The organism is Verrucomicrobiales bacterium, from assembly GCA_016793885.1.
Taxonomy (GTDB): Bacteria; Verrucomicrobiota; Verrucomicrobiia; order Limisphaerales; family UBA11320; genus UBA11320.
Map to the genome: position 1 here is coordinate 1 of JAEUHE010000170.1, position 13,658 is coordinate 13,658.

The 13,658-nt window shown below is 52.5% G+C and carries 14 protein-coding genes; 12 read left to right on the plus strand and 2 right to left on the minus strand.

The features are described from left to right. The first annotated feature begins 329 nt into the window (after positions 1-329). The 3 genes from JNN07_19350 (at position 330) to JNN07_19360 (ending at position 1,382) form a co-directional block, all read left to right on the plus strand. Positions 330-566: a hypothetical protein gene (locus JNN07_19350; GenBank protein ID MBL9169901.1), complete on the plus strand. Its 237-nt coding sequence runs from the start codon at positions 330-332 to the stop codon at positions 564-566. A 47-nt stretch (positions 567-613) separates the two neighbouring features. Further along, positions 614-883, plus strand: coding sequence for a hypothetical protein (locus JNN07_19355; protein MBL9169902.1), 270 nt, complete (start codon positions 614-616; stop codon positions 881-883). Between the two features lie 127 nt (positions 884-1,010). Beyond that, the gene (locus JNN07_19360) at positions 1,011-1,382 is read left to right on the plus strand and encodes a hypothetical protein (protein ID MBL9169903.1); all 372 of its coding nucleotides are present in this window, start codon (positions 1,011-1,013) and stop codon (positions 1,380-1,382) included. A gap of 530 nt (positions 1,383-1,912) precedes the next feature. Here the strand turns inward: JNN07_19360 and JNN07_19365 are convergent. After that, on the minus strand, positions 1,913-2,479 hold the full coding sequence (locus tag JNN07_19365; GenBank protein ID MBL9169904.1) for a hypothetical protein: 567 nt from the start codon (positions 2,477-2,479) through the stop codon (positions 1,913-1,915). 115 nt (positions 2,480-2,594) lie between these two features. Here JNN07_19365 and JNN07_19370 point away from each other — a divergent pair, with 115 nt between their 5' ends. The 3 genes from JNN07_19370 (at position 2,595) to JNN07_19380 (ending at position 6,208) form a co-directional block, all read left to right on the plus strand. Further along, on the plus strand, positions 2,595-3,851 hold the full coding sequence (locus JNN07_19370) for a tyrosine-type recombinase/integrase (protein MBL9169905.1): 1,257 nt from the start codon (positions 2,595-2,597) through the stop codon (positions 3,849-3,851). 294 nt (positions 3,852-4,145) lie between these two features. Further along, on the plus strand, positions 4,146-4,466 hold the full coding sequence (locus JNN07_19375) for a hypothetical protein (GenBank protein MBL9169906.1): 321 nt from the start codon (positions 4,146-4,148) through the stop codon (positions 4,464-4,466). 407 nt (positions 4,467-4,873) lie between these two features. Beyond that, positions 4,874-6,208: an alpha/beta hydrolase gene (locus tag JNN07_19380; protein MBL9169907.1), complete on the plus strand. Its 1,335-nt coding sequence runs from the start codon at positions 4,874-4,876 to the stop codon at positions 6,206-6,208. Here the strand turns inward: JNN07_19380 and JNN07_19385 are convergent. Beyond that, positions 6,205-7,386, minus strand: coding sequence for a DUF4158 domain-containing protein (locus JNN07_19385; GenBank protein ID MBL9169908.1), 1,182 nt, complete (start codon positions 7,384-7,386; stop codon positions 6,205-6,207). The two genes, JNN07_19380 and JNN07_19385, sit on opposite strands and share 4 nt — an antisense overlap. Before the next feature lie 95 nt (positions 7,387-7,481). On the opposite strand from JNN07_19385, the gene JNN07_19390 reads away from it, so the two are divergent. The 6 genes from JNN07_19390 (at position 7,482) to JNN07_19415 (ending at position 13,543) form a co-directional block, all read left to right on the plus strand. Continuing rightward, positions 7,482-8,114 (plus strand): recombinase family protein, encoded by a 633-nt coding sequence (locus JNN07_19390; protein MBL9169909.1) that lies wholly within the window; start codon positions 7,482-7,484, stop codon positions 8,112-8,114. Positions 8,115-8,223: 109 nt separating this feature from the next. Further along, positions 8,224-8,946, plus strand: coding sequence for a hypothetical protein (locus tag JNN07_19395; protein ID MBL9169910.1), 723 nt, complete (start codon positions 8,224-8,226; stop codon positions 8,944-8,946). A 116-nt stretch (positions 8,947-9,062) separates the two neighbouring features. After that, the gene (locus JNN07_19400; GenBank protein ID MBL9169911.1) at positions 9,063-9,590 is read left to right on the plus strand and encodes a sigma-70 family RNA polymerase sigma factor; all 528 of its coding nucleotides are present in this window, start codon (positions 9,063-9,065) and stop codon (positions 9,588-9,590) included. Further along, positions 9,574-10,071 (plus strand): hypothetical protein, encoded by a 498-nt coding sequence (locus JNN07_19405; protein MBL9169912.1) that lies wholly within the window; start codon positions 9,574-9,576, stop codon positions 10,069-10,071. The genes JNN07_19400 and JNN07_19405 overlap by 17 nt, the downstream gene beginning before the upstream one ends. A 183-nt stretch (positions 10,072-10,254) precedes the next feature. Continuing rightward, positions 10,255-10,707, plus strand: a complete 453-nt coding sequence (locus JNN07_19410) for a hypothetical protein (GenBank protein MBL9169913.1) — start codon at positions 10,255-10,257, stop codon at positions 10,705-10,707. Positions 10,708-10,930: 223 nt separating this feature from the next. Next, entirely contained in the window at positions 10,931-13,543 is a 2,613-nt protein-coding gene (locus JNN07_19415; protein MBL9169914.1) for a glucosaminidase domain-containing protein, read from the plus strand. Positions 13,544-13,658: the final 115 nt, after the last annotated feature.

A 13,658-nucleotide genomic window follows, 5' to 3' on the forward strand; every position in this document is an offset into this window, starting at 1 on the left:
AAGTAACACCGGAATCCTGGGCCAACCAACTTCGACCGGTCCTACGTCCCATAGCATCATAAACGTCAGTCAGATATGATCTGACATATATGACCACCCGCTTTCACCCGGCGGGTAAATGGCGCCTCGTATGACGCTTACGCTCTTCCCAAAGCCGCTTTAGTTGATTCGCGCATCCTCGCGCCAGGCGAAGCCTGTCACTCCGGGGCTTAGCTCCTCGCCCTTCGCTTTCCTTTGGACGTGCACCGTTTCTCTCTCCTCGGGCGAATCCCTCTCTCAATGCAAGTGAAGAGAGGGAATTAGCCCTCAAAAAACAGAGAGAAACTAACATGAAAAATAAACCAATACACACTATCCGATTCGGCTCCATCAAAGCTGCAATCTGGGAAAACGAGACGAAAAACGGCAAGCGTTACTCCGTGACCTTCTCGAGGATCTACAAAGAGGGCGAGGAGTGGAAAAACACCGAAACCTTTGGCAGAGATGACTTGCTCACTGTCGCAAAGTGCGCCGATGAGGCCCACGGCTGGATATTCGAGCAGGGTGCCAAGGAGGATGAGAAATAAATCATTGGGGGGCAGGTAACTGCCCCTCTCTTTTGGAGACAAAAACCATGAAAGAAAAATTCCCACTCGGGCAAACGGTCATAACTGCCAATGCTCAACGTTCCCTAAATCCTGATGACGTGCAGATCGCTTTGTCGCGACATGCTCACGGAGAGTGGGGAGATGTATCAGAAGCAGATTTTGAAGAGAACGAGTTCTCGCTCGAAAATGGATTTAGGCTTCTTTCGGTCTATCGCGACCGGAACGGAATCAAGTTTTGGATAATAACCGAAGCTGACAGGAGTTCAACCGCAGTGCTTCTGCCGGAAGACTACTAATTGTCAGCAAGGCCCCAAGAGTGGGGCCTTTTTTATGGGGCTGATGGAAGGGAAGGAAGGCCAAAGCCCCTGTGGGGGTTGACTCCAAAATGCTTTCGAACCGAGAATAGGGCGGGGGACACTATTTATGACAAACGCCGATGACCTTGCAGATGCCCGAGACTTCGATGAATGTTATCAGACTACCTTGAACGAGTTTCGCTCCCTGATGGACTGGACGGAGTTTAGAACCGCTAAGGCGGCGTTAAGTTTAACACATCTGAAAGTCTCTCAGCTCTTAATCGTTCACTCTAAAGAACGCCTTCTAGAGCTCGCCTTTATGGTTGATGGGGTTTTGCGAAGCGAGCCGGGCTCCATGATTCTGATTCCTCAACTGGAGATGGCTATTCAACGAGGGGAAGTAGAGCACGCTACGACCCTGGGGCAGGTGGAGCACATCGATGATTTCCAGGAATGCCATGTAATCTACATGCCACCGTTTTACCTCGTGGCGGTGTGACCGCCCAATGACTGAATGTATCCCAAGTCGGAATTCTCACCGAAAAGGGGGGGCAGTATAGCGGACCCCTCTCGGAAAATGCGTCCTAGGGCATTTTAGGAGGTAGATTTGGAAGGGGAGGGCAGGGGAGCACCTTTAGGGTGGAACGTTCCCTTCGGTAAAACGTTCGATTCAGTTTCACTTGCGCTCTGGATGGGGCGCGCGCCCCAGATGGATTGCACGTCGCCTTTAGTCCCTTCCGGTATAAACCATGACTTGGGTTAGTCCGTCGTCAGTTACAATGACGATCTCGGATTTCTCGCCTGGGTGGACCGTAAAGAATTTCTCCGGCTCGTGATGGGTGAGGGCCTGACAAATCTCATCCCTCGTTAATTGTTCGTGAGCCTCACGGGTGACGACGACTTCTCGGATAGTGTTACTGCTACGCATGAATTCCTCCTTTGATTGGGGATATTCAGCCTTAGCGGCACGCGCGTGTCGATTGGAATCTACACTTACATCCATTTCTTCTGGTCACCATATTCTCTGCCCTAGTTGGGCTTCCCCTTGCTTAGAGCACTTCGTTTCTTATGAGGAAGTAGCTGAAAAATGAAGACACTATAATTCCCAAACGCCGAAGCAACTGAAAGCACTTCCTCCTGGACTAAAGTGTTGAGCAGTTGAATTTGTCGATCGATGTCTTGACCGTAATGCCCAGTCGCGGTGTCTCTGACACTCTTCCACCCTCGGATTGTGTCAAATTGTTCCTTCCACTTCGCTTTCTCCGCCCTGATGGCGGAAGTGACAAAGGGGTGCTTACGCTTAATAGCGTAAGCTCTGATGCGCGGAATCAACGTTCGACTCATCTGTTGGTCGTATTCGTAAAGATTGTGGACAAGTGACTTCAACGCCACTGCTTGCGCGAAACCCTTAGATTTGTTGCGACCGACGCTGAGCATACCGAGAATCACATCATAATAAAAAATGCTTATCTGAACTTTGAGGGCGTAAAACTCCCGGGAGTCGGCATCGGAAGCAGCTTCATACTCGGCAACGCATCGGTTCAAAATGTCCTCCGCTTGCTGAACAGAATTTGAGAGCAGGAAAGGTTTTTGCATTTAGATTGATACGAATAATCCGTCGCCGTCCAAAACGTCAAAAGCTTTGCGTCACCGATGCTTCCCATCCCCCTTCCAAAAGTCAATTTACGGCCTTGACCGGTTACTTACGATAATGTATTTTATCACAAGTAAAGGCAATGCCATGACAAAACGCTCTACCGCGACCGCAAAAGCGCCCCTCACCATCGGCATCCGTTTTGTCGTCGCCGAGCTTCCAAGTCTTCCTCCGGTTGAGATCACGGGGAAGGGGAGGCAGCACTGGCAGGTTACCGAACTGGCCGCAGATGGCACCCTTACCCGCACGAGGTATCGGTTGGCGAAAAGCGCGATTGTGGGAAAGACCATTCGGATCATCCCGCCAGGCGCATTGCCTTCCGATTTGATATCTTCGGTCATTGTCTCTTCGGCGCCGCTCCCAGCCACTAGGAACCCGGAACGCCTCCTTACGCGCGCTGAATACAAATCGCTCGCCGCCGTGCCACCGGAGGCCGAATGGTTTGCCAACATCGAGAACTCCAACACGCGCCGGGCCTATCGAAATGACCTCAAATCATTTATGCGCTTTGTTGGCATAGAGAAGCCTGACGAGTTTCGAACCGCCACTCGCGCCCATGTCATCGCCTGGCGTAAGGCACTGGAGGCCGAAAAGCTTGCGCCAGCTACCATCCGAAGAAAACTTTCTGCACTCTCCGACCTGTTTGACCACCTCTGTGAGGCCAACGCTATTACGCACAATCCCGTGAAGGGCGTAGCGCGACCAAAAGAAGGCTCCAACGAAGGAAAGACCCCGGCTCTTTCGGATGCTCAAGCGAAGCGTCTTCTTCAAACGCCGGATGCCACGACACCAAAGGGCAAGCGGGACCGCGCGATTCTCGCCGTCCTTTTGTTCCATGCGCTAAGACGTGCTGAACTCTGCGGTTTACGCGTGAAGGACTACGCCATTCGCCGAGGCGTGCAGACCCTCGCCGTTCACGGCAAAGGAGGTAAGATTCGCTACGTCCCGGCGCACCCGGTAGCTGTTGCTGCAATTGAGGAATATCTCGATGCCGCCGGGCACCGTGCAGAGCTTACGAGCCCTTTATTTCGGCCTGTTAAAAACAACGCCACCAACACGCTCAGCAAAGCTATCTCGGGATCGGCTATCTATACCGACATCGTGAAGCGCTACGCCAAGGACGCAGGTATCCCAAGTGAATCCATTCGCCCTCACGCGCTACGCACAACGGCTGCCACCAACGCTTTGGAGCATGGGGCGGACATCGCGGAGGTGCAGCAGTGGCTGGGTCACTCAAACATTTCGACGACGAGGCTCTACGATAAGCGGGTCAGTCGAGCGGAGGATTCGCCGACATTTAAGGTGGAGTATTAATGAAATTCCGGTTGGCTCACCTCTTGCGAGCTTCAATTAGCTTTTCATGAATGCTTCACCTGCCTTAGACGACTGATTCATCTCACCTGCGGATTTGTCTCCCTTCCATCTTCCGGGCTCTATTACGGCGCGTTAGGCTAGCAGCTCTTTGCCAGCAAAGCCGTCATGCGAGCTGACAGTCTACCGCTCTAAAGTTTCTACAGAGAAAAACAGAGCCCACACCTTTTCATTTTGACGGCCATCCCTCGTGGTTTCGAGAGGGATGGTCCCTCCAAAACAAAAAAGGAGATTACGATGGAATCAAACAAACCCGGGAAGACATGTGAGCAGCGCATCGACAAACAGCTGGAGGGGCGTCTTCGAGAAATCCGGGAGAACCCCGAGGAGGCTCAGGAGACACTTCTCTCGGTCGAAAAAAGTCTCACGTTCAAACTTTGCCTCTCCTGGGGAGGGCCTGCGGACTATTTCGAACTCGACTGGTGTCCGGAATCGAAAGCCTGGACCGGCGCTCGCTACCTCTTCCAAGACTGGTTTGACGGCGCCAGCCGGGAAATGTCAGCAGAGGTGGCCGAGGAGATTGCAGACCTCTTTGGAATTTATCCGGAGGCCGGGTGAGCGGCATGCGCCCCATCGGGGCTGTTTTTTAGTAACGGACCGCATCACCAACCTCCGTGGTCGAGGCAGGGAGTGCTTTTACGTTCTCCAACGTTCATGTCGGTTACTATTGCGCTCTGTGCGGGGCACCTCCCCACGTCGATTTCCGCGACAACGAATGATGTAGGAACGCTACACTTTACGCGAAACGATCCTTCACTTCCACGTTGCTATCAGTTGAAATGCGAAGCCAAGAATGAACCAACATGACAAGCGCACACCGAGACCACCACAAATATTTCGCTCGGGTCTTACGGATGCTCTCATCGTGCTCGGCTACGGTGCGGCCATCCGGAAATTGTGTGGCATCCTCTAGACCAATTTGGATTGCAAGATAACCCCAATACCTCAATCTTAAATTACCTACGATGTGGGATAATATCCAATTGGTCACTGCCGTTCTTTCACTAAGCGCGTTCACTGCAGCCACCGGCATTGGGGCCTGGCGCAGACACCTCCGGATGCGAGAACATTTCATTCGAAAGGATGCGGAGCAAGGCAACAAGTCGATTGTTATAAACGAGCTGAACCGCTATGGGGTGGACGCGAGTAAATTAACTCCAAATGAGCAATTGGCTGCACTCGAGGCTGCGATCCAAACGCGATATAAACGTCTAACTTATTCGATATATGCGGCTTTAACCGTTGGAGTTGCTTCGGCTACCGGCTCCTTTGCGCAATACAGAAATGTGGCTCCTGCAGGTCAGTGGCAGTTGCCATCGGATTACATAGTGTGGTTTGGAACCAATCGCCGGCCGCTCATAGAGGGCAATCCGGAAGCTGGATTTTCTGGCTTGTTAGACGGAAAAACTCATTACGGAACGTGCACCGTGCATATTCCTAAAGCACACCGATTTGGGTCTGTGGGCTCGGGCTGGAAACATCGTCTACTAACGCTGACCGACGACCGCTTAAAACTTACCGAGATCTCTCCCTTGGATGAATCGAGCTTTTGGCGTTCAGTCAAAACCGAACTGGCCCGATGGGAAAAGGCCGATGAAAAACAAGCGCTAGTTTATATTCACGGATTTAATGTCAGTTTCCAGGAGGCAGCAATCCGAGCAGCTCAAGTTGGTTTTGACTTGAAAGCCTTGGGTGCGACTGCCTTCTTTAGTTGGCCTTCTCGAGGTCAAACCGAGGAATATAAAGCGGATGAAGCCTCAATTGAGGCCAGCGAGGCGGCGATAACAGAGTTTTTGGTGCGGTTTGCGGAGACATTTGGCACTGCTCGAGTTCACATCATCGCCCACAGCATGGGTAATCGGGGCTTACTTCGCGCTATGCAGCGGATTCAGACCGATGCACAACGGCAGACTAGCGTGCGCTTTGGGCAAATTATACTCGCAGCACCCGATGTCGGAACCGCGCTCTTTACCAATCTGGCTGGAGCCTACCTCAATTTATCCACTCGAACTACCATTTATGCTTCACCAAGTGACAAAGCAGTTGGTCTTTCTCAATGGATTCACAAGGCCCCTCGAGCTGGATTTACACCTCCAGTTGTTGTCGTTCAAGGATTGGATACCGTGGAAGTGCCGAATTTTGACTTAGATGCCCTGGGACACAGCTATTATGCCGAAGCGGAAGCTGTGCTCTCCGACATCTACACCCTTCTACGCTCTAATCGGTCCCCAGATGACCGACAACGCTTACAAACGACCAGGCTCGCCAATGGGGAGCGCTATTGGCTGATTCTTCCTTAAGTGAAGTGTTTAGGAGCCTTAAATGGTCTCCCAAGAATCAGAGTTTTGCTGTCCCTTGGGCCGGTCGCTTTCCATTCCTTGACCAGGTCGCGCAGAATCTGTTCGCTGGCGATTGGGAACACGACCTCGCGCACAACGCCATCGGGATGCGCCAGCGAAGCGTCGGCCAGCTCGAATAGAATGTTCTGCTTGCCGGTGACACGCTTCAGATCGTCGAGCAGCTCCCGGTCCACCTTGCGCTCCGCGTGGGCACCGATGCGATGGACAGTTTCGATCAGAAGATCGACCAAGCCGTCGGTGAGCGACCGACCTCGCAGGTGTGCGAAGGCGGCGAGGGCCGTCAACCGAAACGGTTCGGCATGTCGGCGCAGCTCGTATGGAGCCTCGACCGCGACCCGCTGGCAATAGCGCACGACCTCATGCGGTCGTGCGTGGTCGAAGAGATTGGCCGGCAGATCGAGCTTTCGGATCAGATCGAGTTTGGCCAATTCAGCCTGCAAGCTGTTGACGCTCGGCTCGCCAGGATCGGAGCAAACATACATCAGCACCGCAGGAATGTGATCGTCCGGATCATCGTTCTCCGCAGCCTTCGGCTCTACCGTGGCAGGGCTGAGTAAGGCATCGAGCCTGGTTCGTGTGGCCGACGGCAATCGATCATAGATCTCGCCACAGAACCGGTCGTCGTAAGCGTGAAGCGCGGCCCGAACGATGCGTTCGCTCCGATCAGCGGCCGGTGGCTCGATCTTCATACCCCGACAGCGCTGCTCGAGTTCCCCTGCTAGCCAGTCAATGCCCCGGTTTTCTCCGATGGCATGATCACGAAGCCATTCAGTCAGGACCTCGCCATCTGCAACGGTCACCTCGCGAAAACCAAGCAGAGTGCGGATCTCCGCGCGGTGGCGCTCGGCGGTGCGACCAGAGACATCCGGAAACTTCGCTGGTGCCGACCCAATGCCGAGCTGCCTCGCAACGTCGGCAAGCGTGTCGTGTTTGATCTCGTTCTGTGCGCGGGGAAATCGGCCGTGCGCACGGAAGAAGAGTAATAGCACCGCAAACGGCAATCTATTGGCCCGACTCTTGGCTGCGATGAGCGGCCCATCTGATAAAGTCAGCGTCCATCCGTCTGGCGTTTCCACAAATATGTAACGTAATCTTTGACAGGCATGTTTGTCACTCATAGAATAAGTGACGGATTATGTGATTGATTTCACGCCCGTGATTGCGGTTGGAATGACTGTCACACAATCGACCGTATTAATGACAGAGGGAGAACATGCTGGTCGGCTATATGCGCGTGTCGAAGGTGGACGGATCGCAGGTGCTCGACCTGCAGCGCGATGCGCTGCTTGCGGCTGGCGTGAAGCCCTCGCGGCTCTATGAGGATCAAGCCTCGGGCAAGAATGACGATCGGACGGGGCTAGAAGCGTGCCTCAAGTCATTGCGGGAGGGCGACACGCTAGCCGTCTGGAAGCTCGACCGTCTCGGGCGTAACCTCCGCCACCTCGTCAACACCATCCATGACCTGATGGAGCGGAAGATCGGGTTTCGAGTTCTCTCGGGCCAAGGTGCCAACATTGACACCACAACTGCCAGCGGTCGGCTCGTGTTCGGCATCTTCGCAGCGCTCGCCGAGTTCGAGCGTGAGCTCATCCGCGAAAGAACAATGGCGGGCCTGGCATCTGCGCGGGCTCGTGGGCGCAACGGTGGGCGTCCCTATACGATGACGCCTGCCAAGCTGCGTCTCGCCCAAGCTGCTATGGCTAAGCGCGATACAAAGGTCGGTGATCTATGCAAAGAGCTGGGCATCACGCGACAGACACTCTACCGCTTCATCGATCCTAAGGGGGGACTGCGTGCTGACGCCTCGAAGCTGCTCAGGCGTAAGGGTCAGAAAGCCAGCGGTTGAGGCTATAGCCTGCAGTGGAGAGTTTTCTGGTTCGAGGCGCTTTTTCGAAGAATGTCCGAAGGATTCAGCTGGGTCGTGCGTGTTGCGTATTGAAATGAACAAACTACCAATGAAAAAGACGCTCGCGATCGTGCTGCTCAGTTGTGCGCTATCTGCCCTACAGACTTTTGGACAACTGGCCGGGCCTAGACCGAGTGCATCGTCAAATGAATCGGCATCGACGAACCTAGTTAGGTTTGACTTGGATTTCCCGGGCGGAACCCCGAGCGATCTTGTGGACGCAATCCAGAAACAGTCAGGAAGACCCCTCAACGCGATCATCCCCGACGAATGTCTCGATGAGAAGCTTCCAGCGCTTAAAATGCGCAGCATCACGGTCGCAGAGCTATTCCAAGCTCTAGGCCTGGCTACGACTAAGGAGATCCCCGATCCTAGCGGCCCAATCGGCTTCCGACAATTTCATTTATCCGCCACATTCAAGACCGAGGGGCTCATAACTCCAGATTCAATCTGGTTCTTCAGGGCAGATAAACCTGTGGTGCTTCCGAAGGCTAGTCCGCAGCAGGTCTGCCGGTTCTACCAGCTCGCTGGGTTCCTCGAGCATCAGACCGTCGACGACATTATTACGGTTGTGGAGACCGGCTGGAAGATGATGAACGACGGGACTCCGAACCCGAACCTCAAGTTTCATAAAGAGACCAAACTCCTAATCGCCGTCGGAGTGGAGAATAAGTTAAAAGTGATCGAAGATGTCCTCATGGGCCTCAAGCCCGTTGGGATCCCGAACCGCACCCCACCACCAACGGCAGGCCCGATTCCTACAAAACAATAGTTCCTAAGTGAGTTATTCAATCGTGAAAGATTTGACCTCGACGCTCGACCACCATCTCGTTGATGGATGACTACAGCTCAGTCCATCGACCAGAAGTGGTTCAATTGACCTCTCGTATGCTGCGAGGAGACGAGGATGCCTACCGCGCTTTCTATCAATTCTACGGGCGTCGCTTGTTCCGCTATCTCGTGGTCGTAACATCGGGTCAGGAAGAGGCCGCGAAGGACGCTTTGCAGCAGACTATGCTCCGCGTGGTTCGACACATCCGATGCTTTGATTCAGAGGATACATTCTGGTCTTGGCTGACCGTCCTGGCTCGTTCTGCGGCCGTTGATCAAAGCCGCAAGGGGCTGAACTACCGGATGCTGCTGGGTCGGTTCTTCGAGCAGCAGCATTCGGATCGCGGATGCACAGAACGTGAATCCGAGACAAGACTGAATGAGCATCTAACATCGAGCCTCGCCGCACTGCCGGATGAGGACCGTGAGATCGTTGATCTCAAGTATCTTGAGCGCATGCCTGTAAAGAAGATTGCCGCACAGCTGAACACAACTGAGAAAGCGATCGAGTCACGACTCGTGCGTATTCGCCAGCGTCTGAAGACTAACATTCTAGACCAACTTACAAATGCCGATACCACCTGACCCAAACGAGCTGTTGGATGACATCCTAGGCGAAGATTTCGCGCGCGACGCCCAGATTCTTGATCGCACCATCAAGGCAGTGCGGCAGAAACGAACGTTTCGAATCTACAAACGAGCCGTGGCGATGGTCGCAGCGACCACGGTTGGCGTCGCCCTGATATTGACGCGAACATCCCCACCGCAAAACATTCATAGCGATCAGCACCTTAACAGTGCGATTAGGAATATCAGCACAACACCGTTGCCATCTTCTATGCTCGTTGAGTCCAGGCGTGGAGCGGTGGCGATCATCGATTCTGGCACACTGGCCGAAAACCAGATCGTCATCACTCAGCACAGTCAGTTACTTTCTGTAATCGGGGACGATGAACTATTGTTGTTGGCCAAGGATCAAGGCGGAGCCCTAGTCCGTGAGCCCGGGGCCTCCGCGCGACTGCTGTTTGTAGCGACTCCAAACATGGAATCGAACGTCGAGCAATAGGCGTATTCCAATGTGGATTGGGCCTCACGTTCAAACGGCTTAAGGTGCTTCGTTAGCCGTTACATAACCAGATCCCATATTCAGCGAGCGATGGTGTCAGCGCGTCAGCTGGTGACGAAGATTCTAGATCCAAATGGCGGCTGGTGACACGAATGTTGGTTCTAGGCCTACATGCCGAGAACAATGCCGATGGTCATTCAGGCTATTGATGTCCTATCCAAAAAATACTCTGCGGGGAAGACCTTTCTAGCTCTGTGGTCCCACTGTAAATCCCACGGAATCTTGGAAGTGAACAATAGGGACACGCTCATCACGAGTGCCGGATATTACGGGACATCAAGAGAGCGGTTGTGGAAGGAGAGGATGAAGAAACTCGAAGAGCTTGGATTCATTAGAATCGCGCGAGGGGCTCATCAAGAGATTCAAACAGTTTTGCTTCTCAATCCTCACAAGGTGCTGAAAGGGATAATTGATTCCAAGGACAAGTCACTAATCGAAGGGATTTACAACACCATGATGAAACAAATCGTGGACTATGGGATGAAGGATTTTGACGGGCCGATGAAGACTGAGCGCAGGCCACCTCGGCTACCGCCTCCGAGAAGCGTCCCTGCTTCTGAGACCACAAATGAGTGAAGAGCTCAATGTATATGCGGTCGACCGTCTAGGGAATGGGAGGCACCCCACGCAAAGAAAAGAGATATCTGATTTCCTACTGCCTCCGGAACACAACACAAGCGGCGTTGTGCGAAATAATCCTCGCCGTGGTTCCAACGTTTGAACGAATTTGCGGGCGGTGTGGCTTTTCTTCTGCCACCATCCGGGCATTCACTCCAACTTCCAAATCGTTTCTGTTTCTATGCAATCCTTCACATATTCGATTAAGTGGCTTCGATTGTTGGCTTTCTGTGTGGCTCTCGAACCTCTCGTCTCTAAAGCGACGAATCTGATTCTGAACGGTGACTTTGAACAAGGCAATGTCTTGTTCGAAAGTGACTACAGTTATGACAATGTAGCCAACAATGTCGTATGGCCTGGAGAATATGCACTAGCCGCGAGTCCTTCCGATGTGCAGTATAATTTTTACCCATTTTCCGATCATACTGTCGGATCGGGAAACACGATGCTCATCGCAAACGGCTATATAGAAACTGGTGTCACGACCCTATGGAAACAGACCGTTCCAGTAGAGAAATTCAAACAGTATAAACTCTCAGTATGGGTGGCAAATGTCTGCTGCACAGATCCAGGTGGCCGACCTGGGGAAGTGGTTTTCTTTGTCAACGGCAAAAGTTACGGACAGGGATTTCTGGTTCAGGGAGCGTGGAAGGAATATGCACTGAATTGGTCATCACAAGAGGCCCAAACCGCAACCATTGAGCTTCGCATTCCAACGACGTTTGCTAGCGGAAACGATATTGCGATCGACGATATCACTTTCGTGCCTTTGGGAGAACCCAGTGATCTAGTGGCTATTGGGCTCTCATGGAACACCACCGGAGGAGGGCTTGAGGCTCGATATCGTGTTGATGGCGGTGCTCTAAGCAAGGCAACCAGTGCCTCTTTGTTTTGGGCCAACGGAGCGGGGAGGGATAATAAACTACCGGGCTTCGCGCCTATCACTGAACCAGTAACGATCGATGCAGGCACTTGGTCAAGCGATGTAATTACATTCACCACGCCAGAAAGAGTATTTGCAAATCCCCCCCCTGAAGCGACCCACATACTTTTGATCCTTGATGCAAACAGCGAGCTATCAGCTTCAGAAGAAGCTCCCAAACAAAACAATTATGCTTCTTTAGTGCTGTTCGATCTCGTCGCAGCATCCTTGGAATGGGATCCCTTAAATGCTGGGGTGGAATTCCGTTACGAGGTGCACTGGCCAGCTTTGGACCTGGATACGACTGCTGAGTTATGGTGGTCGAACGGTCCGAATTTGGCAGATGTGCCCAAGGGTGGCGAACCAGTCTACTCCGCCACCATCAATAAACTCAACGGAAGCTACGGACCGTTTTATGTTCCGAACTCGGTCTTAGGAATACCCCCAGAAGGCGCGACCCACTTGTTACTTATCGTGGACCCTCCGACTGATGGGTTTCCAAATGGATTTGTTGAAGAGGGAGCCGCAGAAAGCAATAATGTCTACCCGTTGAGAAACAGGTCAGATATCGTCGCGAAGTCTCTTCAATTCTTCTCTGACAGTGGTGGTTCTGATCCCTACCTCGTTTACATTTATGAGGTAGAGGACATCTCACTAGATAAACCTTTGCTTGCCAACCTTTACTGGGCTACCGGGCCGACTCTTGGAGAGTCGCTGCTGCCCATTGCATTCACAGATACTTTGTCTCACCCAGAGGACCTAACTTCCGGCCTACACTTCAAAGAAGTTCTTATAAAAGATGTTTCCCAGCGACCGGCGAATGCCAGTTACCTCTTGCTCGTCCTCGATCGTGACAACGGCATCTCTGAGTTAGACGAGACCAACAATTTGTTTCCGGAGAAATTGGTGTGTGAGCCGCCAGTGACGGCAGGACAACTTGTTGACCAATTGCGCTTACGTGCAACAAGTTATCCGGGACCTTATCCCAGAGATTTTGGTGGAAATCTTACAACTCCAGACGAGCTGAATTTGGCTCACCGGAATATGCAGTCTCTGATCGACGCGAGCGTTAGGGAGGATATAGATCCTCGCCTCATACTGGCCATCGCTTGGCAGGAATCGGGATACGGTAACAATCCACAGTATTACTCGCAAGCCGGTATGAATCACAACTTCTGGGGTGAGAGTTGTAATCGAAATGGAAACGGAGGAGCTGACTGCACGACTTTCGGAAATTGGGAACAGGCAGTATCGTTTATTGCGGCAAAGTTCAATCGCAACTCGCGCTATGTCGGAAAAGACACTCTGGATGAGATTGGAAACATTTGGGTCACGGGGTCAGTAATTCCACCGACGCCGAAACTCGCCAAGGATGCTCATGACTGGATAACAAACGTCCGTATTGTCATGGCTCAGTTAGGTTACCCCAAGGCTAGTGCCTTTAGGTGCCCGAATTTCGGCCCAAAAATGCAAGGTGCATTTGCCTCCTTTGGTGTGAAAAGTCCCGTGTCCATTTACTTGGTCGATCCCCATGGACGCAGGTATGGCCATAACTGTGGAGACGGTAATTTTTATCGAGAAATCCCTGGTGTCGTCACCACAGAAGAGGAAGGCCAAGTTAAAGCACTGTGGCTTACATCATTTGTTGACGGAAATTATACAGTGGTTCTATGCGGCATAGGCCTAGGAAGCTACTCGTTGGAGTCTTCCTTTGTGCATACAACAGGTCTTTCTTCTGGGAATACGATAAGCGGAGAGATTGCTACGGGAGAACTTCACGCCTTTCAAACCTCGGTTTCCAGGACCGATCCAAACTCCACTGTAGTGACAAGATTGCCAACATATAGTAAGCGTCACTCTGAGCGCCTCTAGCTGAGGGAGTCATAACCGTCATAGCATTCAGGTTATGACACATATGACCTCCACATCAGACACGGACATCATCAAGACCGATTCGCGTGGGAGAGTGCGGACACCGGTACGACGC

Coding starts and splice junctions, on each gene's coding strand:
- JNN07_19360 (MBL9169903.1), top strand. CDS start 1,011: ATGACAAACGCCGATGACCTTGCAGATGCCCGAGACTTCGATGAATGT.
- JNN07_19355 (MBL9169902.1), top strand. CDS start 614: ATGAAAGAAAAATTCCCACTCGGGCAAACGGTCATAACTGCCAATGCT.
- JNN07_19380 (MBL9169907.1), top strand. CDS start 4,874: ATGTGGGATAATATCCAATTGGTCACTGCCGTTCTTTCACTAAGCGCG.
- JNN07_19390 (MBL9169909.1), top strand. CDS start 7,482: ATGCTGGTCGGCTATATGCGCGTGTCGAAGGTGGACGGATCGCAGGTG.
- JNN07_19385 (MBL9169908.1), bottom strand. CDS start 7,386: ATGAGTGACAAACATGCCTGTCAAAGATTACGTTACATATTTGTGGAA.
- JNN07_19370 (MBL9169905.1), top strand. CDS start 2,595: ATGTATTTTATCACAAGTAAAGGCAATGCCATGACAAAACGCTCTACC.
- JNN07_19410 (MBL9169913.1), top strand. CDS start 10,255: ATGCCGATGGTCATTCAGGCTATTGATGTCCTATCCAAAAAATACTCT.
- JNN07_19375 (MBL9169906.1), top strand. CDS start 4,146: ATGGAATCAAACAAACCCGGGAAGACATGTGAGCAGCGCATCGACAAA.
- JNN07_19350 (MBL9169901.1), top strand. CDS start 330: ATGAAAAATAAACCAATACACACTATCCGATTCGGCTCCATCAAAGCT.
- JNN07_19405 (MBL9169912.1), top strand. CDS start 9,574: ATGCCGATACCACCTGACCCAAACGAGCTGTTGGATGACATCCTAGGC.
- JNN07_19365 (MBL9169904.1), bottom strand. CDS start 2,479: ATGCAAAAACCTTTCCTGCTCTCAAATTCTGTTCAGCAAGCGGAGGAC.
- JNN07_19415 (MBL9169914.1), top strand. CDS start 10,931: ATGCAATCCTTCACATATTCGATTAAGTGGCTTCGATTGTTGGCTTTC.
- JNN07_19395 (MBL9169910.1), top strand. CDS start 8,224: ATGAAAAAGACGCTCGCGATCGTGCTGCTCAGTTGTGCGCTATCTGCC.
- JNN07_19400 (MBL9169911.1), top strand. CDS start 9,063: ATGCTGCGAGGAGACGAGGATGCCTACCGCGCTTTCTATCAATTCTAC.